The 22,355-nt window shown below is 53.2% G+C and carries 21 protein-coding genes; 11 read left to right on the top strand and 10 right to left on the bottom strand.

Annotated features, from left to right (window positions below; all coding sequences use genetic code 11):
* Positions 1-8: 8 nt before the first annotated feature.
* Positions 9-353 (bottom strand): outer membrane protein assembly factor BamE domain-containing protein, encoded by a 345-nt coding sequence (gene bamE / locus OLTU_RS04265; RefSeq protein ID WP_141731514.1) that lies wholly within the window; start codon positions 351-353, stop codon positions 9-11.
* A gap of 139 nt (positions 354-492) precedes the next feature.
* On the opposite strand from bamE, the gene OLTU_RS04260 reads away from it, so the two are divergent.
* Positions 493-1,122, top strand: coding sequence for an SCO family protein (locus tag OLTU_RS04260; RefSeq protein ID WP_141731513.1), 630 nt, complete (start codon positions 493-495; stop codon positions 1,120-1,122).
* Positions 1,123-1,141: 19 nt separating this feature from the next.
* Positions 1,142-1,405, top strand: coding sequence for a DUF2999 family protein (locus tag OLTU_RS04255; RefSeq protein ID WP_141731512.1), 264 nt, complete (start codon positions 1,142-1,144; stop codon positions 1,403-1,405).
* Positions 1,406-1,446: 41 nt separating this feature from the next.
* Here OLTU_RS04255 and OLTU_RS04250 read toward each other — a convergent pair whose 3' ends face one another.
* From OLTU_RS04250 to OLTU_RS04240, 4 genes are read right to left on the bottom strand one after another with little or no spacing between them, the layout of a single operon-like run.
* Positions 1,447-1,863 carry a YceI family protein gene (locus OLTU_RS04250; protein WP_141731511.1) on the bottom strand — a complete coding sequence of 139 codons (417 nt, stop codon included), beginning with the start codon at positions 1,861-1,863 and terminating at the stop codon, positions 1,447-1,449.
* Positions 1,812-2,051 (bottom strand): hypothetical protein, encoded by a 240-nt coding sequence (locus tag OLTU_RS32250; protein WP_218109830.1) that lies wholly within the window; start codon positions 2,049-2,051, stop codon positions 1,812-1,814. The genes OLTU_RS04250 and OLTU_RS32250 overlap by 52 nt, the downstream gene beginning before the upstream one ends.
* 58 nt (positions 2,052-2,109) lie before the next feature.
* Positions 2,110-3,618 carry a phospholipase D family protein gene (locus OLTU_RS04245; RefSeq protein ID WP_176736324.1) on the bottom strand — a complete coding sequence of 503 codons (1,509 nt, stop codon included), beginning with the start codon at positions 3,616-3,618 and terminating at the stop codon, positions 2,110-2,112.
* Between the two features lie 29 nt (positions 3,619-3,647).
* Complete coding sequence (locus OLTU_RS04240) at positions 3,648-6,506, bottom strand: cation-translocating P-type ATPase (protein ID WP_176736323.1); 2,859 nt, start codon at positions 6,504-6,506, stop codon at positions 3,648-3,650.
* Positions 6,507-6,789: 283 nt separating this feature from the next.
* Between OLTU_RS04240 and OLTU_RS04235 the strand changes: the two genes are divergently transcribed.
* From OLTU_RS04235 to OLTU_RS04215, 5 genes are all read left to right on the top strand, one after another.
* Positions 6,790-9,546, top strand: a complete 2,757-nt coding sequence (locus OLTU_RS04235; protein WP_141731509.1) for an AAA family ATPase — start codon at positions 6,790-6,792, stop codon at positions 9,544-9,546.
* A gap of 88 nt (positions 9,547-9,634) precedes the next feature.
* Entirely contained in the window at positions 9,635-10,048 is a 414-nt protein-coding gene (locus tag OLTU_RS04230) for a hypothetical protein (protein ID WP_141731508.1), read from the top strand.
* Between the two features lie 272 nt (positions 10,049-10,320).
* Positions 10,321-11,025, top strand: a complete 705-nt coding sequence (locus OLTU_RS04225; protein ID WP_176736322.1) for a hypothetical protein — start codon at positions 10,321-10,323, stop codon at positions 11,023-11,025.
* A gap of 11 nt (positions 11,026-11,036) precedes the next feature.
* Positions 11,037-12,152: a hypothetical protein gene (locus OLTU_RS04220; RefSeq protein ID WP_141731506.1), complete on the top strand. Its 1,116-nt coding sequence runs from the start codon at positions 11,037-11,039 to the stop codon at positions 12,150-12,152.
* Positions 12,152-14,380 carry a hypothetical protein gene (locus OLTU_RS04215; protein ID WP_141731505.1) on the top strand — a complete coding sequence of 743 codons (2,229 nt, stop codon included), beginning with the start codon at positions 12,152-12,154 and terminating at the stop codon, positions 14,378-14,380. Before OLTU_RS04220 ends, OLTU_RS04215 begins: the two co-directional genes overlap by 1 nt.
* A gap of 68 nt (positions 14,381-14,448) precedes the next feature.
* Here the strand turns inward: OLTU_RS04215 and OLTU_RS32245 are convergent, their stop codons facing one another.
* On the bottom strand, positions 14,449-14,700 hold the full coding sequence (locus tag OLTU_RS32245; protein ID WP_218109829.1) for a hypothetical protein: 252 nt from the start codon (positions 14,698-14,700) through the stop codon (positions 14,449-14,451).
* Positions 14,701-15,096: 396 nt separating this feature from the next.
* On the opposite strand from OLTU_RS32245, the gene OLTU_RS04210 reads away from it, so the two are divergent.
* Positions 15,097-16,713: a hypothetical protein gene (locus OLTU_RS04210; RefSeq protein WP_218109828.1), complete on the top strand. Its 1,617-nt coding sequence runs from the start codon at positions 15,097-15,099 to the stop codon at positions 16,711-16,713.
* Positions 16,714-16,723: 10 nt separating this feature from the next.
* Positions 16,724-17,245 (top strand): hypothetical protein, encoded by a 522-nt coding sequence (locus OLTU_RS04205; protein WP_141731503.1) that lies wholly within the window; start codon positions 16,724-16,726, stop codon positions 17,243-17,245.
* 18 nt (positions 17,246-17,263) lie between these two features.
* On the opposite strand, the gene OLTU_RS04200 is transcribed toward OLTU_RS04205, so the two are convergent.
* The 3 genes from OLTU_RS04200 to OLTU_RS04190 all read right to left on the bottom strand — a co-directional run bounded on the left by OLTU_RS04200 (position 17,264) and on the right by OLTU_RS04190 (position 19,382).
* Complete coding sequence (locus OLTU_RS04200) at positions 17,264-18,415, bottom strand: cystathionine gamma-synthase (RefSeq protein WP_141731502.1); 1,152 nt, start codon at positions 18,413-18,415, stop codon at positions 17,264-17,266.
* 26 nt (positions 18,416-18,441) lie between these two features.
* The gene (gene grxD, locus OLTU_RS04195) at positions 18,442-18,777 is read right to left on the bottom strand and encodes a Grx4 family monothiol glutaredoxin (protein WP_245676809.1); all 336 of its coding nucleotides are present in this window, start codon (positions 18,775-18,777) and stop codon (positions 18,442-18,444) included.
* Between the two features lie 128 nt (positions 18,778-18,905).
* A complete protein-coding gene (locus OLTU_RS04190; protein WP_218109827.1) occupies positions 18,906-19,382 on the bottom strand; it encodes a glycoside hydrolase family 108 protein in 477 nt (158 codons plus the stop codon).
* A 158-nt stretch (positions 19,383-19,540) separates the two neighbouring features.
* On the opposite strand from OLTU_RS04190, the gene OLTU_RS04185 reads away from it, so the two are divergent.
* Positions 19,541-19,960, top strand: coding sequence for a VOC family protein (locus OLTU_RS04185; protein WP_141731499.1), 420 nt, complete (start codon positions 19,541-19,543; stop codon positions 19,958-19,960).
* Here OLTU_RS04185 and OLTU_RS04180 read toward each other — a convergent pair.
* Positions 19,957-21,012, bottom strand: a complete 1,056-nt coding sequence (locus OLTU_RS04180) for a glycosyltransferase family 9 protein (RefSeq protein WP_141731498.1) — start codon at positions 21,010-21,012, stop codon at positions 19,957-19,959. The genes OLTU_RS04185 and OLTU_RS04180 overlap by 4 nt on opposite strands.
* Positions 21,013-21,255: 243 nt before the next feature.
* Here OLTU_RS04180 and OLTU_RS04175 point away from each other — a divergent pair, with 243 nt between their 5' ends.
* Complete coding sequence (locus OLTU_RS04175) at positions 21,256-22,353, top strand: methyltransferase (protein WP_176736321.1); 1,098 nt, start codon at positions 21,256-21,258, stop codon at positions 22,351-22,353.
* The last annotated feature ends 2 nt before the right edge of the window (positions 22,354-22,355 follow it).

The following is a 22,355-nucleotide window of genomic DNA, read 5'->3' as shown; positions in this document are numbered from 1 at the left end:
TGTGCATTTCACTTGCCAAACATCAGACGCTTCCGATCCTGAGGAAAACTTGAGTTGAACGAAAAGTCCTGAACCTTGTCACCATTCCAGTAGAATTTAAGTTCCTTCGTATCACTATTGCCGAAGAGGCGATAGTCGTAGTATCCATAGGTCCAGGTGGGAACTCCGCCAGTATTACCAATAGCAACGGGTTGACCCAGGAGACGTGTTACGTCGCTTTGAGTGGTTTGACCTTTCTTCACCCAGGTTAGGTCAGAAGAAAAATCGCGGCCACGCGTGACACAGGCCGTCTGGAGGCCACAGAAGACCACGACAGTCAGCATGAGACGGCTTTTCATTTGGCGGCTTTGCATAGAGAGGACTCCTTTTGCGTGTTACGTGGCCCCTATACTTCCCTAGATGCCGTCCCTCGTCAAATATCAACTTGGTCTTTACCAGGGCCTATGCTACGACCTCTGGGTCGCTCATTAACGGTTTTTGACGGAGTAAGGAATGCCAAAAATCCCCCATCGGACGCTGGCACTTTTCGGTATCCTGATTGCGCTCGTTCTCTTTCTTTATTTTCAAAACGATTCGAGGAATGATCCCGCCATTGGCGGCACCGAACTCATCCCGGCGCAGGAAATTGGTGAGTTCAATCTGGTCGATGTTTATGGCCAGCCCTTTCGGAAAGCCGATGTCCTCGGCAAGTGGACCGTTTTGTCCTTCGGTTTCACACACTGCCCCGATGTCTGCCCTGTGACACTGGCGGCTTTTCGCGATGAACTCAATGCTCTCCCGCTGAATAGTCGCAATCGGATCCAGTTTGTTTTTATTACAGTGGATCCGGAGCGAGACACGCCTGAAGTCCTGAAAAAATACGTTCAGGCTTTTCATACCGCGATTCGTCCGGTGACCGGCAATTTGGATGACATCAAACATTTCGCTGGTCTGATAAATGCAACGTTTGCCAAGGAAGGACAGGGCGAGGTTGGTCTTTATACGATGGCCCACAGCCCTCAGTATTTTGTGATCAACCCGGAAGGGGAATGGCAGGTGATCTATACTCCACCTTTGGCCAAAGGTCGTTTGGCCCAGGATCTGAAATCACTGAGCCGCCCCAAACGCTTTGGTATTTTTTAATTCACGAAAAGAGTTTCCCATGCAAGATTTGCTCTCAATGATTCAAAATTTGAATGTGGCTCCCGAAAAATTGCAGGAACTGGTGAAGGCTGCTCAGGAAAACCCATTCTCGGCCATGGCCAAGGTTCAGGAACTCGGAATTCCACCCGAAGTCCTGCAGCAGCTGGTGATGACGGTGATGTCGAACCCCAGCGCGTTGATCGATCTCGCCAAGCAATTTGGTGCGGATGATTCCGTCGTCAAGTCCGTTCAGGACGGTCTCGATAAACTCAAGGGTCAGTAAAGCCTGCCATGGAAGAGCCCCTGGCCATGCCAGGGGTCGGTTCACTTCTTCGGGGGTCCCTTCTTGGAATCTTCCTTCTTCACACCTTCCACCCAAAGTCGAATCTGAACCTCATGGCCCACAGCCGGCCCGATATCCACCTTGTCATCGTAGTTGATATTGAAGTCCTTCCGATTGATATTCGCCGTCGCCTGCAAGGCCGTTCTTTGCTGTCCCCATGAGTCCTTCACGGAACCCGTATATTTCCCATCAAAGGTGACATCCTTGGTCACATCCTTGATGGTTAGAGCGCCTGTCATTTTAAAAGACTCCGGCGTCCCGCTGAAGGACTTGCTGACGAAGGCCATGTTTGGATATTTCGACACTTCAAAAAAATCCTTCGAGCGCAGGTGATCGTCGCGCTTTTTCACACCCGTATCGATGGACTGAACCGGAATGGTGACCGAGGCCTTGGACACCCGATCACAAAGGACACGCGGGTATGGGCCGGGTCGATATCATAGGTGCCTGGCATATAAGGCGTTGGCTTTGCCGTCTGCGCGAGAGCAGGAGAGGACAGAGCGAGGGCGAGGCAGGATCCCAGAACAAGGCCCGAAAGCCGGTGGCTCTTACATGATTTTTCCAGTGCCGTGATCGCGATTTCCATGGGAAAGCTCCTTCCTTTGCGTTCAGGCCTTTATACCGCCTCGACGGCTGGCTGCCTATCAGAGCAACCACTCAATGGGCAGTTGCGCGAGCAGCCAGACCAGCAACCGCTCCCAAACGTTCATGTTCGGCTCCACCGTATGCTCCACTCTCCTTTCCCCCTGGCGTTCGATCCAGATCAGACCGCCCTCGGCATTGAGAGCCAGTTCGTAAGCGTTCAAGGGAACATCACGATCGAAGACCGTTTTGATCTGCCGGGCCAGGATCGGGCTTTCGATCACAAATCCCATCTCGGTATTCAGCTTCGCGGAACGGGGATCGAAATTGAAGGAGCCTATGAACACCCGCAAACCATCCGTGGCAAAGGTCTTGGCATGCAGACTGGTGCGCGAACTGCCGCGCGGATTGAAGGCACTGCCCTGCTCAGGTTCACGCGGCGGCCCACGAAATTCATAAAGTTTGACCTCGTGTTTCAGAAGGGCCCTGCGACGCCTGGCATAACCGGCATGAACGAAGGCGACATCGGTGGCTTCAAAGGAATTGGTCAGCACACGGATCTGGACACCTTCCTCCGTCAGCGAAGCAAAGGATTCCACACCATCTTCGGTCGGGACAAAATAGGGCGAGACGAGATCAACATGGGCCTTGGGGGTTCCAAGGACCTTCATCAAGCGATGGGGCAGGAGGCCGTCCGGCGGAGCCTGCCCCAGACCTTTCCTGGGATCATCGCTCACCATCCGCGTCTCAGCCCATTCGAACGGCAAGCGGTGCTCTTTCAGGTCCTGAACAAAAGGCAGGCTGCGAATCGCCTCGATGTAGGCCGCGGCTTCCGGACTTTGCTCCAGCTCACGCGCCTTCCGGGCGATTTCCGCCAGGATCGCAGCATCCACAGGCGGCAGAAGGCGGTCGGCAGGGTACGACGAGGCGCTCGACCAGTAGCGATCAAAATCCCGGGAGACATCCTTGACGACCGGCCCGATCGCCAGCACATCAAGATCAGCAAAGAGCATATCGTCGGTGGCACCGAAGTATTCATCCCCAACATTGCGACCGCCGATGATCGTCACCTGGTTGTCGATGGTAAAGGACTTGTTGTGCATGCGTCGATTCACGCGTCCAAAATCCGTGATGAAATCAAGGACCCGCAGATTGCGATACAAAAAGGGATTGAAGAGACGGATCTCAATCTGGGGATGCGCATCCAAAGCCGCAAGGATTCCATCCAGCCCCGAGGTATTATTGTCATCCAGAAGCAGTCGCACCCTGATCCCGCGATCCGCTGCAGTCCGCACAGCATCGAAGAGCATGGTGCCGGTCCTGTCATGCCGCCAGATATAATACTGAATATCGAGCGTGCGCTCCGCTGCGTGGGCGAGCACAACCCGAGCTGCAAAAGCATGCCGGGCATTGCGCAAAGGATATATCCCTGCAAGGCCGGGATGAGCCTGGGTCAAGGGCTCAAGGGCCTGACCCAGCTGCGTATCATGGGTGTCCAATCGAGCGGTGGAGACCGTGCGATGATCCAGGTCTGGCAATGATTTGCAGCCCAGGATGACCAAGGGCAGCATAAGCAACCCATTCAAGACGAGTGACCTCATTAGGTTTGCCTTAACTCCGGCCACGGTGCAGCCTTGGGGGCAGGCTCGGCCTTATGGGCCTGCCTCCTGGAGAATATTTTATGAAGTTCAAGAACCCAAAGCACGGAACTGGCCACGACCGCGCAGCGCAACCAATCCGCTCCGCTCAGGCTGACCGTGGAAAAGGCCTGCTGCAAAACGGGAACATACACCACGGCGATCTGCAGAAGAATGGAAACGATCAGACCCGCCCAAAGCGAGGGATTATGAAACAGGCCTTTGAACGCGCTCTCTTCATCGGATCGGGAATTGAAAACATTGAACATCTGAAAGAGCATCAGGGTGGTAAAGGCCATGGTTTGGGCGTAACGCATCGTACCGTTGCCATCAATCCAGCCGCCAGGCAGGGACGCATCCAGCACCGCAAGTGTGCCGACGGCCATCACCGCTCCGCCCACAATGATGTTGAACCACATCCGTCGCGTGATGACGCCTTCTCCCTTGGGTCTTGGCGGCCGATTCATCACGTCCGGATCCGCCGGATCCAGACCCAGAGCAAAGGCGGGAAAGCCATCGGTGACGAGGTTGATCCAGAGCAGCTGCGTGGCCAGGAGCGGCAACACAAGCGTCGAGCCATCCGCGCGCAGTCCCAAGGCTCCTGCCATGATCACACCGAAAAACATGGTCAGGACTTCACCAATATTCGATGAGAGCAGATAGCGAAGGCATTTTTGAATGTTGGAAAAAATTGTGCGACCACCTTCAACAGCCTTCACAATACTGGCGAAGTTGTCATCCGCCAGCACCATGGCGGCCGCTTCCTTGGATGCATCCGTTCCCGTGATGCCCATCGCCACACCGATATCGGCTGTTTTCAGAGCCGGCGCATCATTCACACCATCCCCGGTCATCGCCACGATCGCACCCTGTTTTTGCAGGGCCTTGACGATACGCAGCTTATGCTCTGGATTCACGCGCGCATAAACGGAAACATCGCGAGTCACACCGATTAATTCATCATCCTGAATCCTATCCAGTTCGGTGCCAGTCATGGTCCGACCATTGCGGGATATCCCGAGTTCGCTGGCTATGACGCTGGCCGTCTTTGAATGATCCCCGGTGATCATGATCGGGCGTATGCCGGCATGCAGAGCCAGTTCCACCGCGGCCTTGGCTTCCTGCCGAGGAGGATCGATCATGCCGATCAATCCGGCAAAGACCAGTTCATTTTCCACTCTCTCATCAAATTTTCCCTCTTCGAAATCCTCCCTGGGCAGCGCGCGGAAGGCGACACCGAGCGTGCGCAGAGCCTCCCCGGCCAGCTCCTCGTTCGTCTCCAGGATCTCGGCACGACGCCGATCACTGAGCGGTCTTTTGGTTTCCCCGACCAGCTCAAAGGCGCAGCGCGCCAGCAAAAGGTCAGGCGCACCTTTGGTGAAGACCATAAGGCGCTCCTGCTGATCGAAGTCACTATGAACGGTACTCATCAGTTTGCGTTCCGATGAAAATGGAATCTCACCGATGCGTTCAAACCGGGCTTCCAGGCGATCCGCATCGAGCCCCGCCTTGCGTGCGGCCACCACCAGGGCCCCTTCGGTGGGATCACCCTGGACCGCCCAGCCACCATTCTTCTCTTGCAGCACGGCATTATTCGCTCGATCTGCAGCGCAGAGGGCTCGTTTCAGTTCCTTCTGCACAATATCGCGGACGGAATCACGGCCTTCCTCCTCCTTGACCTCACCCTCCGGAACATAACCCGTTCCACTGAGCATCACGCGTCCACTGGCAGTGATCACCTTGCGGACTGTCATTTCATTGCGGGTGAGCGTCCCCGTTTTATCCGAGGCGATGACATTGGCCGAACCCAGGGTTTCAACCGCTGACAGACGCCGCACGATGGCATTGCGCCTGGCCATGCGCCTCACCCCGGCAGCCAGCACCGCGGTGACGATGGTCGGCAGACCTTCCGGTACCGCAGCCACAGCAAGAGCCACGCTCAGGATCAGAACCTGGACGATGGCGGAAAGGCCTCGCACATTTTCAAAGATGAAGAGCGTCGCAATCATGACGAGAGCAATGATGACAACGATGATCGCCAGCATACGCGCCACGCGATCCAGTTCCTTTTGCAAGGGAGTGGATTCCATGGGAACGCTATGCAACATGCCGGCGATGCGGCCCATTTCGGTTTGCATGCCCGTGGCCACCACCACAGCGCGACCGTGCCCGTAGGTAATCGAAGTGCCACTGAAGACCATATTATGGCGATCGCCCAGGCCTCGTGGGCCGCTGATCGGAGCCACATCCTTCAAAACGGGAAGGCTTTCGCCGGTCAAGGCCGCCTCACTGGTCTGCAGAGCAACGGATTGAACCAGACGGGCATCGGCGGGAATGGTGTCGCCTTCCTCAAGCAGGATGATATCACCCACCACGACTTCAGCTGTAGGAATACTGCGCCTTTCGCCCTGGCGGATGACATTCGCATGCGGTGCCGCCATCTGGCTCAGAGCGGCGACGGCTGATTCCGCCCGTGATTCCTGAACATAACCCATGATGGCATTCAAAAGAACCACCGCAAAAATGGTGATGGCTTCATACGGCAGAGCCGACCCACGTTCAAAGAACCAAATTCCGAGCGACACGGCCGTCGCAAAGAGCAGGAGAATGACGAAGGTGTCCTTGAATTTCGCCAGAAATTTTTTCCAGGCGGGAGTTCCCGCTTCGGTCTGCAGTTCGTTCCGGCCCAGGTTTTCAAGCCGCTGCCCGGCCTCACTCTCGGTGAGACCTTTTTGAAGATGCGTTCCCAGTGCTGTCACAACACTATCGATGGACAGCTGATAAGCCTGAGGCTGAATCTGATCGAGAACTGTTTTTTGCACCGGAATGCCCTCCAATCCAAGGCGGTTCGCAGGCCACACGACCAGGAAACTGTGACCGACTCAATCTCAGGGGTCAATGGTGTACATTCCTCAGCGGAATGGACTCGCACAATGTGACGCACAATCCTGGTCAAATGCGCCCAACCTGGCTGAACTGGAGAACGTTAATTTGCATCGGCCCTCTCTTGCTGCATGAAGAAAATCAGGCCCTCCTTTACTATCAGGCACCCCTTGCACGGGTTGCATTCGCGCCTCATTCCTGTTTTTGTAAAGGTCAGTATTCATGGAAGACAATTTTGCAGGAGCACTCTGGTCGACAGCTCAGTCGCTGATCGCGAGCCATGAAGCTGGTCGCCTGACACCCTGCCTGCATCGAGAATCGGAAATCGCCGAAGCTCTCCAGCAGCTCCGTGTGGGACGTTCAGTCCTGCTGGTTGGACGTCAGGGTATTGGCAAGACAGCCATAATCCATGGACTCGCGGCACAACTGGCTGAACTAAAAGAATTTGGCATCGCTGAACTGAGCACGGCTTCCATGTTTACCGGCACGAAATATCTAGGCGAATGGCAGAGCAAGGTGAATGCCATACTCCATGAAGCCTTGGAGGACCGGCAGGTTCTCTATATTACCGATATTGTGAACATGGCGACGGCGGGTGTGACGGTCAACTCAAGCGGGTCTCTGCTTGATCATATTCGTCCCTGGATGCAGAACCGAAAATTGCCCTTTCTGGCCGAACTTCGCCCGGAAGCCCTGGACAAGCTGCAACGCCATCCAGGTTTCCTCGAACTTTTCCACGTCATTCGCATCGAGCGTATGAGTGAGATGGCCGTTGAAGAAATATTGGAACACGACCTGAAGACGAAAGGGATTCAGCTGGACGGTGAAGCGAAGCGGACCATCCACGAACTCTGTCGTCGCTTTTTTCCACAGCAGCCCCAGCCTTATGGCTCGTTGCGGCTTGTGGATCAGCTGAACAGCTACGTGAAACGCGAATCCGCAACCGAAAATGTGATCGATCGCGCGCTTATCGAGTCGGTGTTTGCCCAGGCGAGTGGCCTTCCGCGCCTGATCGTATCACGCGATGAAAACATATCGGTCCAGGCCCTTAGGCAATGGTTTCAGGAACGAATTATCGGTCAAACGGAAGCGATTGAGGCGGTGATTGAAACCATTGCGCTGTATAAGGCGGGATTGCATGATCCCCGCAAACCCATCGGCAGTTTGCTCTTTAGCGGCCCCACAGGCGTTGGAAAAACGGAAGTGGCCCGGGCCATCGCGTCCTATATTTTTGGTGATCCAGGCCGCTTGCTGCGCTTCGACATGTCGGAATACAAGGATTATCATGCATTTGAGATGCTGATTGGCTCGCCCAACGACGCCACGAAACCGGCGAAGTTGCTCGAACCCATCAAGCAGCAGCCTTTTCAAGTGATCCTCTTTGATGAGCTTGAGAAGGGTCACGCCAATGCCTTCGACCTCTTTCTGCAGCTTCTTGATGAGGGCCGCTTGACGTCGGCTCGTGGCGAGCGAATTGACTTTCACAATACCATCGTCATAGCCACGTCCAACGTTGGAGCTGAGATTCATGAGCGACAGGGTATTGGTTTTGAGTCAGACGGCAGCAGCGCTGACCGCCGGGGATTCTTCAAATCCCTGGAAGGAACGTTCCGCCCGGAGATCCTGAATCGCTTCCAGCATATTGTTCGCTTTCATCCACTCAGTCCGGAGCAGGTTCGGCTCATTGCCCAGCTTGAAATCAGGCAAATTCTGAAGCGCGAAGGGATTACGGATAGAAACCTCCTCGTCGAGGTGGACCCCAGCGTGATCGATGCCGTGATCGCCCGAAGTTATGATCGGGCTTATGGGGCCCGCGCCCTGAAGCGTGCCTTGCAACAGCAGCTCGTTCTGCCTTTGGCCATGATTTTGCTGGAAAGGAATCTGACGCCAGGGACCATACTGCGAGTCAGCTGGCTCGATGACCGTGTCGTCATTAAAGTTATTGAAACAAGTGAAGTGAAGCAGTCCCGTATCCTGCTCGAGGCCAGGCGTCAGGAGGAGCTCGCGCTGCCAGGCCGAGCTGAACTAAAGCAACGCCTGGAGAAAATCGAAAGCAGACTTGGACAATTGTGTGAAAAATTTTCTTACAAGGACGTCCTCGGGTCCATCGCCAGTCTCGAGGAACAGCGTGAGGCTCCTGATTTCTGGAACAGACCTGAGCAGGCAGCATTGATCGTGCGGGATATTGGTTTTCTGAAAGCCAAAGCGGAACGGGTGGAGCGACTTCTCCATCAATTGGAAATTGCCCGTCAGTCCCTGGCCACTGCCAATTTCCGTAGGGACCTCATGAGTCTTTCTGAAACCCTCAATCGTCTTGAGGAGCAGGGTCGGCGAACCTGGAGAGAACTCCTCGCCATGGGGCCTGACGGCGAATGGGATGCCTTGGTTGAAATCAGCCCGATTGGTGAGCATGGACGTCTGGCCCGTGACACGGTCTTTGAACTTTACCGGCGTTGGAGCCAAAAGCGGAAAATGGAACTGTCCTGGCTCTGCGAGCCGATGCGGAACGATGAGCCCTGCTGGTTTTTGTTGGCCGGACGTCTGGCTTACGGGCATCTTTTCCTGGAAGAAGGACTGCATCGCGTCAAGCGCGATGACCACACGGGTGTCGCACGTGTTCGCGTGCGTCCCCTGCGGGTCGGCAAATCAGAGGTCAAAATCACCGACATCAAAGCCCTCAAGGGGGCCGCGCAGATGGGTGGCAAGGTAAGATCCCGTCTGGTGACAGCTCAGGGATGGATCCTGCAGAATGACAAAACCTTGAATGAAAATCGGGATTGGGCAGCGGAGCTGGCGTTCTCCTGGGACAAGGCCACTCCAGATATTGATCAGGTTGTACGAAGATTGGAACTGGCCCCGGCGCTGCTGGTGCGTGATGAAAGCATCGGACTGAGTTCCGGCAAAGGCGATTCGCTCGCACCCGATGGATTCCATGAGCTGCTTTGCCGTCGATTGGATTGCCACCGTGGGTCCTGGTGAACGGTTCGGCATGATTTTGCCAACTGCAATATTCGAGGGTTCCTATCCTCCTCCGAGCCGGCAGGTTTGAATTTTTGGAGAACACATCATGAAATTAGTTACTTTTGCTTTTATCTTCAGCCTTATGTGGGCCAAAGCTTCCTTTGCATCCGAGACCGATTTGGCTCGAATTGTGGCTCTTCAGGAAGCCAAAATTCAGGCCTTGACCAAGGAATTGGAAACCAGGATTAAACCTGACCTTGAGTCCTGCAAGAATGCGAATAATAAAGCTTCGTGGGCGGAAGGACGCCTCTGTTTTCTGTCGAATGGAGCCTGCCCAGCGGGTTTCACGAAGCAGGCAGGTCACATCCGTGGCATGCGCATCTATCAGGACGTGAATAACGCCGCGTCTTACTTGACTCCAGCCAACTTTGGGGATTCATCAATCGGGTGGCATGGGGGCACTCCGTACCGCTATGGAGAATATGCGGGCGATCTACATTTGAGCGCTTGCTGTCGCTGATTCACGGTCAATACTTTCATTCTGAGGCTCGGGTATCCCTCTTTCCCCCAGCTCGGCTTGAATCAATATTTTTAGCTGCAACCTGCAATAAGGCGAGATCCGGTTTGTCCAGGAAGGGCCGAACCATGCTCAATTCCGGCTATAGTAAGGTTTTTTATAAATAAATTAAGGAGTTACCCTTGAAAAAGGTTATGATCCACCCTCTTTTATTCGCTCTCATGGTCCTCATGATAGGCTGCGGATCCCATAAAGACGTTTCGGAACTCCATGACGTGACAGATCCAGGTTCGCAGCCAGTCGGATCAGCCAGGGAATTCTGGATTTACGAATCCAACCAGGATGGCCTGGGTACCTCGGGCCCTTTTGCTGTCGACGGTGTCCATTATTTTCCAGAGGCCATGCCAACCAATGGCGAAGACTTTTTTTGGATAGCCGATCCCTCATATAATCTCTCTGCAATTCAGTACCGGCCTTCGCTTTTGCCCAAGGTTCCGCATCCAGTGCCTAATATTCCAATCCCTCGGATGCAATCGGGCCAATTAATCCTGGACCTGCCCTTCGAGCATTTTGATCAGCAGTTTGCGCCCAACTGGGAGTTTGTTTTCCGGCCGACGTTTATGGTCACACGGAGCGTTCCTGGTCAAACCTATGGCGGCAAGCTTCGTTTCATCATTCAGCACGTGTGCTTCCGAATGATCGATCAACCACCCTACATGCAAATCCTGCCGCGGGATGGGAAATTGATCTCTGAGATCGTTAAGGAGCACAACTTTGCAGTGGCCAATTCAGGCACTGGCATTACGCTTGAAAAACTCTACACCAATCAAGACCATGCGCCTTACGCAGAGCAATGTAGCAACGATGGCGGCACAATCGCGACCAGCCTCCGGACCGAGCTCAACTTTCAAAACAACGGCAGCGCGGACGCACAGATTGAATTTTCGGGTATGAAAGTTCGCTACCTCACCTTTGAATAAGGACCAGGATGATGAAAAAATATCTGCTTGCTACCGCTATTTTGAGTCTGGCACCCGTCGCGAGCGCGCAGCAAAAACTCTGGGAAGCCACCGCCAATTGTAAAAACGCTTTTGGCTTTTATAACCAATGCCGCGGTTACACCGGACAGTTGAATCTCGATGCGATCACAGAAAGTAAACCGAGAATTTCTGGCAAAACCACTCTTCTTTTTGACCTGAGCTGCAGCCGGGCTACAGGCGCTTCTTCCAAAATCATGGTGGAAGCTGGTGGCACCCAGGCCCAACTGACCTTTACCAATACACCGACTCTTCAAACCTTGGAAATTCCTGCATCACCGAATGGCACCGTTTCGGTGAGCTTCAATCCCAGTCCATCCGCACAGTATGCTCCTGATTGCCGTATTGAATGGCTCGGCTCCTTGAGCACTCCCGATATTTTCTCTATCGAAAACCTGCAGACGGAGCAGAGCCTGGCTTTGGAGATTTTGGAAAGCACTCTGGCCGGCATAACGGATTTACGGCGTCTGCCAGCCAAGTGGCTGAATGTTCGGGAAGCTGAATCGCAGGTGCATGTGATCCGTAAGAGCCTTGAAGTCAACTGCCTGCGTAATATCATTCAGTTGAATCGCCGTTTGGGCAAACCCGTGGATACACGTCTGCCAGAAGACCAGAGCGCGATTGATCTGCTTGTCGGCAATGATTTTGCGTCTTATGAAGGCAAACTGGAGCGCACTGTCTGCAGTGAAGCCCGCATGGATTTCGAAGACAAGCGCATTGAAGGAGCCATCGGTGTTCTAACTCAGCAGATGAATGAACTGGATACTCTGGCCAATAGTCTCGTCGATGCCCTGCCGCTTTCCGGGGTGTGTGCGGGAGGCCAGGCGGATGCGCAGTGTCTGACGCTTGGTGATGAACTCCTGTCCAAAACCAATGCCAATTTGGAACTATTCAGGAGTAAATTGGCTCAGCTGCAGAATTTTATTAGCGCCGAGAAAGCTCGCCTGGCCGTGCGCATTCCAGAACTCAAAAATGCCGCGGCTCGGAGAAACCTCACGATCCTTCAGTCCACAAGCCGATCCTGGGAAGTCTCGATGCAGGGTCTTGATTCTCTCACAGGAGGTCATTAATGAAAACTGGCAAGCATTCACGACTGCAAAGAATTTTGCTCGGTTGGTTACTGGGCCTGACTTCCATCACGGCTTATGCCATCGATTGCCAGACCGATTGCCGTGAACGGGCCAGGGAGGAATGGACCTGCGGCGTGAAGTGTAAAAAATGGAAGTGTAAACCTCGCAAATGTTCGGCCATTAATCCCCTGCGCCTGGCGACGTGTGAAACCGAAAGGGCTTCGGCTTGCGCCAAGGATGGCATCGATCGCGCTGGCGACTGGATCGACGACCGCTTGGGAAGTGACAACGGCCTTGGTCCGAAAGTTGCTGCAACAACTGAACGTTTCTTCAAATGGTCACCCGCGCTCATGAATCCCACTGCCGTCGATTGTAGAAGCAGTGAACTTGCCGTGACATGGAGTTGGGATGCCGGCGATAGTCCATCCAACGGTAATTGGGATGTCAAGGACCCCAATACGTCTTACGACGCTGACCGGGAGAAGCGCGAACAACAGGAAAAAGCTGATTTTCTTAAATCCATCGGGTGCTTGATCGATTACACGATCGATAATCACCGCAGTATGGGCTTAATGGTTTGCGAGGATAAAAACCTGGCTCGGGATATCAAAGAGGAACGTTATGGAGCCTACTATCTTCAAAAGTCCCCGGCTCACGTTTGCAAGATGAAATATCGACATTTGAAGAATGGCCCGGCCAACCTCTATGACCGCAGCCGCAATATCGCAAGCTGCACGACGCGCTTCGAAACCCAGGAGATGTTCTACGGCCGTGAAATGACCTTCGAGTGTCATGACATGCAGAAGGAAATGAACCAGGCGCTTGAGCAGGCTCGTATCGAAACGGAAGGTGATTACCAGACATATCAGGCGCAGTTTAACGAGATGTTCACTGATCTGTTCGGTTTCATTGATTTAACTCCATTTCCCGATATGAAGCAGATAGCCGACAGTACGGGCGAGGCCCTGCTGGCCTTGAAAAGCACCGAAGCCGAGAGTCAAAAGCTTGCCGATGAACAGGCTGAGTTGCTTGCAAAAAAGGCTCAACTCGAAGCCCTCCAAAAACAGATCGAAGCGGATCGCGCGATGCTGGAAGGATCCCTCGAACTCCACCATAAAATGCGCATGGAGTTTTTGCAGCGCTTCAAGACGTTGTCGGAGCAGATGGCCGACAAGATCAACGTCATGCATGCCAGTCTCTCGTCTCATATTGAGCTTGGCAAGAGACTTCAGGCCTGGATGAATGGAGTGGTGGCCCTCACCGCCAGTGAAGACGACATTTCCACTGATATTGAAACCCTTCGACTGGAAAGAGAGAGGCTGAAATCCGGCGCCTTTCATTCCCTTTGTGAGGTGCCAACGCTCAATTCCGCACTCAAAGACGCACAGAATTTTTACGTCGCCATGGAATCTGAGGTTGATTCTTATGTATTTCAAGTGAACCGGTTGGAAATCCCGGCCCGCTTTATCGATAAGAAATCGATCCTGGAAAAAGCGAACTCCGAAATTCAAGACAGCCTGGCCCGGTTCAGTTTTGTTTTGGGTGATTCCTATCTCCGTCTTGCCGACAAACCTTTGGTATGTCGGAGTTTCCTTGAGGCTTCGCTGACGCTCGCCTTCTATGAGAGAGTCTATGAGAATTACGGCACGCTGACGGCACTTGCCTCCTTGGATGCTAAAATCCAGGAGAAGATCGCGCAGTCGCAGCGAACGGTCAAAGCCATTTATGCAGAAGATGGCATCATGCAAAAGATCAACGTCTTGTCCGCCAATTTCTGGAAAAGCGTGAATGCACGTGAACTCAGAAAAGCGGTTGGCATTGGCAATTCGGCTGATCTCTACTACGCTTCGCTGGCCACTGAAATTCAAGGGAATGACCTGCTTGCCGCCAATACAAAGCAGAAGCTCATGAAGCTCCTGGATGAGGCCAGAACCCGTCTTAAAGCGGACCTCGCCAAAGAACTGACTCCGAACAAGTTCCGGTCGCGGCTCCTGACACGTTTGGATCAGGTGGCTTTCGATATCATGGAGAATGCTCCAGACTATGCTGCTCGCGAAGAGTATGTCATTCACTTAAAACCCATGCTGGTAGGCATGTTGCGTTTCGATGAAGATATGGGTTTCGATGTTCCGCTGGTCAAGACATGGGATGAGTTTTTCGCCCTTGAAGATAAAGTCATAACGATTGAATCGGCATGGAACGCCTTTAAAGCAGGTGTAAGACAATGATAACCAAAAAGTTAAACGCATGGCCCGTCCTGATCTTTCTGCTGACTTTCCTCGTTAATGCCCAGGCGTTAGCGCAGCTGAGCTTGTGTGCGACGAGCCAGCCTTCGGTTGACTGCAAATATCCCGTGAATCTCGATCCGGAGCCAACCTGGGGAAGTTTTGACAACAATTATGGCATCTATTACTACAATAATAATAGAGGCAAGGAAGCCAATGCCATTCTGAAAAATCTCTATAAAAATATCGATAAGACCTATTTCAAGTGGTGTAGCCCGCAACACAAATGCCGATTCATGGATGATAAGAACCTGGATAATCATCGCCAAATTATCTCGACCAGGAAAAACGAGAATATTGAGGCTCTTCAGAAGAAGTATAAGGAAGACCTTGACCTTCTAAGCAAGGATAAGGCCAATGTGCAGCAGGGCAAGGAACCTCAAAACCCGAAGGCGAAGAGTGAATTCAATCGCCTGAAGTCGGAAGTCAAGAAAAAGGCGGAAGGGGAACTCGCCGATACGAAAGCCAAAAATACCCAGCTTGAAGAGCAGAATAAAACCAGGAGTGCAGAGAATACGAAGCTCGCAACCCAGACCCTTCCAGATCTGGCCGCTCAGAATCAGGCCCTCCTTGAAGAAACGGAGCGTATTATTTCGGATGAGGTGGTTGTTCAGCAGGGGGATGAATCCCAGCCGCTCCTCGATGCGATCGAAAGCATAGTGGCTCAGCAGCAGCCTGCTGAAGAAGCATTGGAAAACGCGCAGGGTGTGATTGTTGCAGGTCGTTCGAGTAGTCTGCCTGTCGTGGCGCCCAATGTTGATCCCAAAGATGTGCCCGCAGTGCTGCAGGCGCGAAGCCAGGCTTTCTTCGCTGAAGGTTTGAAGGCACAAGGTCAGAGGAATGCGGACCGGGCGATTGCCTTTCAAAATTATCAGTCTGGTGCCACTCTCCCTTATCAGGGCGTCAGGCTTACCGACAAGGCCAGGGAGGAATTCGAATCCAATGCGGCGCCGGACACTTTCCAGGGTTATCAGAACATTCTTTTGTTGAATGCTTTCGGAGAATCCAGCGCCATCATGAACAATGAAGGCGGCATGGGTTCATTTGCGCGGGCCCTGGCCCTGCGTCTCGAGAAGCAGTATGTGATCGGTCCCATGGCCGAGCTGGGCACCTACCTGGCGTTGCTGGATCAGGGTTGGGGATTGATTGATTATGCCCAGGGTATCGGTGTTGGCCTCATGACATCCGCATACAATACCTGGAGCGGGTTGCACGCCGTAATCAGCGATCCCTTGCTTCCCGTGGCCGCCATCTATTATGCCTATAAGAACTGGGATGCTGTCAGCAGCATGATAGGGAGTGAGTTGCTGAAAAGCTTCCATACCCTGCAGAACTGCAGCCAGCAGCCAAGGGAGTGCGGAGAAATTAAAGGCCGGCTGGCAGGGGATATCCTGACTCTTTATCTCGGTTCTGCACTCAGTCGAGGCGAGAAGATGGCTGAAGAGGCCAGCAGTGCTGCGATGCGGGTATCAGATGATCTCGTGAACCTGTCGGAGACAGCGGGACGGTATGGTCTGGATACGGCCGATGAGATGCAATCTTTCATGAAGTTCCTTGGCGCCGATTGCATTCGAAATATGGGACAGGTTTCCCCAGGACCAAGCTTTCCGTCTCTGGATTTTCTGCTAGGTGTTCAGACTGCCTATGCCGCTTCACCCTGCGATGTTGTGACTATTGTGAATCGCATGTCGGCGCTTCTGGATAAATTGCCAGAAGGAACCAATGTAGAGTGGATTCTCAATGCTGAGAAAACTTTGACAAAGCTGCAGCAGGTGAAAGATCGGCTTCCTCCTGGTTCCTATGAGAACCTGGTCAATTTGATGAAGCGTACGGCAAATGAATCGGAGAAAGCTGCTCTTGGCTGGATGAATGGCCGTACTACTGATGTCAATAATGTTATAATGAAGTTCAACGGTGGTGCCATTGCGGAAGCAGAAGCTCTCACTCGGATCACTGCTAAAACCAACGTTGAAATCGTGGACGTGGGTCGTAAACTGATAAAGCCTGATGGCAACCATTTGACGGACGTTGATATTATCTCAAGAGAGAACGGCAAAGTTTGGCTAACAGAAGTCAAGTCCAACTCCGGCAAATGGAAAGAAACTTCAATGACAGGGTATGTTGAACATGCCAGGACTTTTGGAAATGCCGGAATCAGGTTCTTTTACGAAAATCATCAGGAAAGCTATCTCAAGAACATTACTGATTACTTTAAAGCCCGAGGTTATTCTGTTGAAAAAGGTAACTTCGAATTGGTTCCGTTTAAGAGAAAATAAGGGATAATCCATGGGATGGACGGTGTCGTTATCGGCGGTGAAGAAGGAAGGGCAGAGGCTGGTTGCGATCACTCCTTTGAGTTTCGATTTTGAGGATGAACGCTTTCAGATCTGGTGTTCCCATAACGATGAGATGAAGTATTTTATTTATTCAGCCATACCAGACCCGTCACCTGATGACCCGTTTTTCCTGGATGGTGGCCGTTTCTACGGAAAACTGCTGCCATTTATGGAGGATTCTGAAGCCAAGACGCTACGGTTGACGATACCAGCCGAACTGCAGGAATATCTCGAGGAATGCATGGGAGACGACTCCGCGCATTTCTTCCCGGCGAGACTCAAGGACTGGCTGACCTTCAACTATGACGAGCCCATGGGTAGCTTTCACAATCCAGATACTGGCAAAGAGGAGGAAGTCACCTTCCGCCAGTATATAGACCGCTATGACAAGGGCGAACTTTTTAAGGTCATGGATTATCTGAAGCTGCAGGGAGACCCTGCAGACATCTATATCCTGGCGTGGTGGGCCTGAAATCAGCGAGGCCGCTCGTCAGCTTTTCAAAGCCTGATCCAGATCCTTGATCAAATCATCGGCGCTTTCAATGCCACAGGAGAGGCGAATCAGATTCGGTCCGATCCCGAGCTGCTTGCGCATCTCTTCGGGCACCGAAGCATGGGTCATCTTCTCCGGGTGGTTCACCAGCGATTCCACACCGCCGAGACTTTCAGCCAGTGAGAAGACCTTCAATTTTTGCAGAAAGCTCACCACTTCATCATAGTTGCCTTTCAGATTGAAGGACACCATGCCTGCAAATCCACGCATCTGCTTTTTCGCCAGCGCATGCTGCGGATGCGAAGGCAGTCCTGGGAAGAAGACTTCCTTCACGCGGCTGTGTTCCGCCAGGTAGCGGGCCACGGTCAGAGCATTGGCATCATGCTTCTCCATCCGCACGGCCAGCGTCTTCACACTGCGCAAAAGGAGGAAGCTTTCGAAAGGACCGGGCACCGCCCCGCCGGCAAATTGCACGAACTTGATCTGTTCATAAAGCTTATCGTCATTCATCATCACCGCACCGCCGATGATATCGGAGTGACCGCCGATATACTTGGTCGTGCTGTGAACGACAATGTCGGCACCCATTTCCAGAGGCGACTGGAAGATTGGCGAAGCAAAGGTGTTATCCACCACAACGAGGGCCGACGCTTGATGCGCAAGCTTCGTCACCGCTGCGATATCGATCACCTTGAGGAGGGGATTGGTCGGCGTTTCAATCCACACAAGGCGGGTGTTCGGCTTGATCGCGGCTTCCACGTTCTTCACCGCGGTCATATCAATGAATTCAAAGGTCAGGTTGTATTTGGCGAAGAGGCGCCGAAACAGGCGACCCGTTCCGCCATAAACATCATCACAGACCAGCACATGATCACCCGGATTCAGAATCTGGATGATCGCCTGCTCGGCGGCGAGACCCGAGGAAAAAGCCAAACCGTATTTGGCTCCTTCCAGGGCGGCAAACGCCTCCTCCAGAGCATCACGAGTCGGGTTTCCGGCTCTCGAGTAATCCCAGCCTTTGTGCTGGTTGGGTGCTTCCTGCACATAGGTCGAGGTTTGGAAGATCGGGGTCATGATCGCGCCTGTGCGCGGATCAGGCTCCACACCGGCATGCACGACTTTGGTGAAATCAGAGGGGCGAATGCTCATACTCACACATCCTTAACTGGAATGGCTTAGAGGTCCTTGAGAACTTCGGCCAGCTGGCCTTTACGATGCATTTCCGAAACGATGTCACAGCCACCGACGAATTTGCCTTTCACATAGAGCTGCGGAATCGTCGGCCAGTTGGCAAACTTCTTGATGCCTTCGCGGATATCCCAATCGTCCAGAACATTGCGCGAGCCATAAGGCACGCCGTAATTCTTCAAAACCTGAACAACCTGAGCGGAAAAACCGCACTGAGGCGATTCAGGAGTGCCCTTCATGAAAAGAAAAACCTTATTGTTTTCCACGTCGTTTTTTATGGTAGCAAGAGCTTCCTGTTCACCCATGGTGATATCCTTTCCCATACAAAAAAAGATGCTTCCCCATGATGGGGATTTTGCCTGCCTAACCTAATACAAGGGCCAAGGTTGGGGAAAGGTTTTTCGCGATGAATTCCGGCGGAAGATGGTCAAATAGACATATATTTATACCATTAAGACGCAGAACAGATCAGAAAGAGGCGATATTCCCAGCCGGCCCCGGCCCAGCTGTAATCCTCGTGCTTTTTAAAGAGTTCAAGCCGCTGCCGGCTGTAGGTGGCCAGGAAGGTCAACGGATCGGTCGCTTTCACAGCCGCCAAAGTCATCGGTCCCACCACACCGTCCACCGCAAGTTTATGGCCGAGACGATTCAACGCTCTCTGCACGATTTTGTTATTGCTCTTCACACCGTGGTTGATGGCTCCGTCGAAAACGGCGAGACGCACCTTGCCGGGATATTTGGCGATCTGCGCCGGGGTGAAATAAGAGAGCCGATAGATTTTTTTCGCTTCATCCTTGGTCAGCTTTTTCATCCGACCTTTCAGCTCGGGATGCGCCCGCACGCTGATGCCCCAGTTGGTTTCCCCACCATTGTCGGCAGGATGATTGACATAACCCTTTTCAATGCGATCGATAATGAACTCAATCATCTGGTCAAATGTCATAAATGGCCTCCGACTTTATTTCAGTATGCATGAGGAGTCCGGAGGCGCAAAGTGGGTAAGTCCACGAATTGCAATTTTCCGCATTGGCAGTGGATTTCAGTTTTTTTTCTTTATATCGTAGAACGGAAAAGGGGGAATCAAATATGGATACATACCGCGGACGCCTTATCGATCACATCCAAATCGTGGTGAAGGACATCAATGCCAGCAAGAAATTTTATCGTGCGATTTTCGCCGCTCTGGATATTCCGCTCGGTGGTGAGTCCGACGATCATCTGTGGGCCGATGAACTCTTTATTTCAACCCCGGACAGCCGTGCCGCACATGGAGAACTGACCGGGCGTGTTCATATTGCATTTCAGGCTCATGATGAAGAGACCGTGCAAAAGTTTTTTCAAGCGGCTATGAAGGCGGGCGGTCGTGAAAACGGTCATCCTGGAATCAGGCCCTATCATAAGGGTTACTATGCGGCCTTCGTTCTGGATCCCGATGGCAACAATATCGAAGCGGTCTATCATGGTCCCGCCCGTCGCTCAGCCGATTCGGTAAAGATTTCCTTCTAAGCGGACCTCGGGGCCAAAAGGTCGAGAGCCATGGCCGCCACCCGTTCGGGAAGCAAGGTCTTCATACATTTGAAATGACCGAGCGGGCACACCTGCGGTCCGTGATCACTGCAGGGCCGACATTCCAGCTCCACCTCCGCCACCAACCTGTGCGGCGCCAAAGGCCCAAATCCCAGGGCCGGAACTGTGGCGCCAAATATAGCCAAAGTCGGAACCTGAAACGCTGACGCATAGTGCAGAGGTGAGGAATCGTTGCTCACCAGCAGATCGAGCTGAGGATAAAGACCGCGCAGATCATCCAAACTGGTTTCGCCGGCAAGATTGATGACGCGCGCCCCATAATCCTGAAGGCCTTGTTCCATCTCCGCGGCGGCCGCCTGCTCGTCCTGACTGCCCAGGATCAAAAGCGTGTGATCGGTGCGATCCAAAAGAATGCGGGCCATCGGAATGAAGTGCGCAACCGGCCAGCGTTTGGTGCCCCAGACGCTGCCAGGCGCGATGCCAACCAAACCCTGCCCTGACGTGCGGGACCCGATGTCCGTGGACAAGGCTGTGGAAGCCGAGGCCAGCGAGGGGCGGCTGGTAAAAAGCTGCTCGCGCGGGACACCGAGTGGTTCCAGGAGGAGACTGATGCGCTGCGTTTCATGCAGCACGGCCACACGCGGGACCCGCCGATCGGCGAGGAAGCTGAGTTGGCTTTCTTCATAGGTTACTGTAAAAAAACCCAGCGCCACCGCCAAAAGACTGGACCGCACGCTGCGATGAGCCTGCAGAAGGACTGTCCCTTCACGCCCACAGTCCTTTAAGTCGCTTTTTACCGACTGAACCGCCTTGCGCATCGAGCGCCCGCGTTTGTCGAAGACCACTATTTTGTGCAGCGCGGGATGCCCGCCTAAAGCTTTGGCACCGAGCGGAGTCGTGATGAGATACTGCCGAATGGAAGGATGCTGCTCCCGCACATAATTCAAAGCCGCAGTCTGCAAAATGATGTCACCGAGAAAACTGGTTTGGATCCAGATGAGATTCTGCACAGTCTCAAGTTTTGGGTTCATCCGGCGATTACCTGTCAATTCGTTGTGCTTGCCAGCCCCTTGTGCAAACGCTAATCTTCTTCAAGATCCCAAGGATTCATTGCTGACGGCGTGAAATTTTCCCTGTCCGGGACAAGCTGCCTGTCTATCCAAATTGAACCTAAGGTCTTTTGCCTTTATCTGTCAACGCCCTTCAAGCCCGGATACTTCAATGGATTCAGGTCTGAAGCCAGCGCCGGCGCACGCATGCGCAAGGAGTTTTCCGTGTTCGATCCCACCTCCCAACCGTCTCCCCGCTTTGCACCCGGGCGGCAAAATCTTGAAGAAGCCATGCTGGAGGCCCAAAAACTCGCCTTCGCTCCGGTCAGTTTCATGGTGTGCATGGCGATGAAGCGCATGGGAATCCTGGCTGCGCTGGAAAACGCCGTTGGCGAAGGCCTCAGCATTCCGATGGCAGCGGAGCGCCTTAACCTGAGCCCTTATGCCATCCGCGTCCTCTTCGAATCGGCTCTGGCCATGGGCGTCCTGAAGCTTCAGGAGGACCGCTTTCATTTGACCAAACTCGGCCATGTGCTGGCCCTGGATACCATGACGGCCATCAACTTCGATTTCATTTATGATGTCTGTTTCAAGGGCCTTTTTCATCTGGAGGAAGCTCTGAAAACAGGCAAGCCCGCCGGACTGAAGGAGCTTGGTCCCTGGCCGACCGTTTATGAGGGTCTGAATGAGCTGCCCGATCCTATCCGCAAATCGTGGCTGGCCTTTGATCATTACTATTCCGATTCGGCATTTGCCGCGGCCCTGCCTGTAATTTTTGCAGAAGAGGTGCAAAATCTGCTCGATATCGGTGGCAATACCGGACGCTTTGCCCGCACCTGTCTGACGGCACAGCCGCAGCTCAAGGTCACGATCGCGGATCTGCCCTCGCAAATCGAGCTGGCTCAGGCGGAAAGTCAGGAGGAACCCTGGCGTCAACGCTTGAGCTATCATGCCGTTGATCTCCTGTCCTCGCATGCCACTTTGCCTTCTGATTTTCAGGCGGTGTGGATGAGTCAGTTTCTGGTTTGCTTCAACGAGGCTGATGTTTTTAAGATCCTCCAGCTGGCACGATCCTCGCTTGAGCCTGATGGGCGTCTTTTCATCCTGGACACATTTTGGGATCGGCAGCCCAAGGTCCCTGCCTATTGCCTCATGCAAACGTCGCCCTATTTCACGGCCATTGCCAATGGGCAAAGTAAAATGTATGACACCCGAACGATAGTTCGCCTGACCAGCCAGGCCGGTTTCCGTCTGGAGAACATCATCGACAATCTGGGGATCAGCCACAGTTTGATGGTGCTCAGGCCGCACCAGGATTCCTGAAA

It is taken from the genome of Oligoflexus tunisiensis (genome assembly GCF_001748245.1).
In the GTDB taxonomy this organism is placed as follows: Bacteria; Bdellovibrionota_B; Oligoflexia; order Oligoflexales; family Oligoflexaceae; genus Oligoflexus; species Oligoflexus tunisiensis.
Note: the sequence above shows the minus strand (reverse complement) of the source record. Positions and strands in the feature narration are given on the sequence as shown.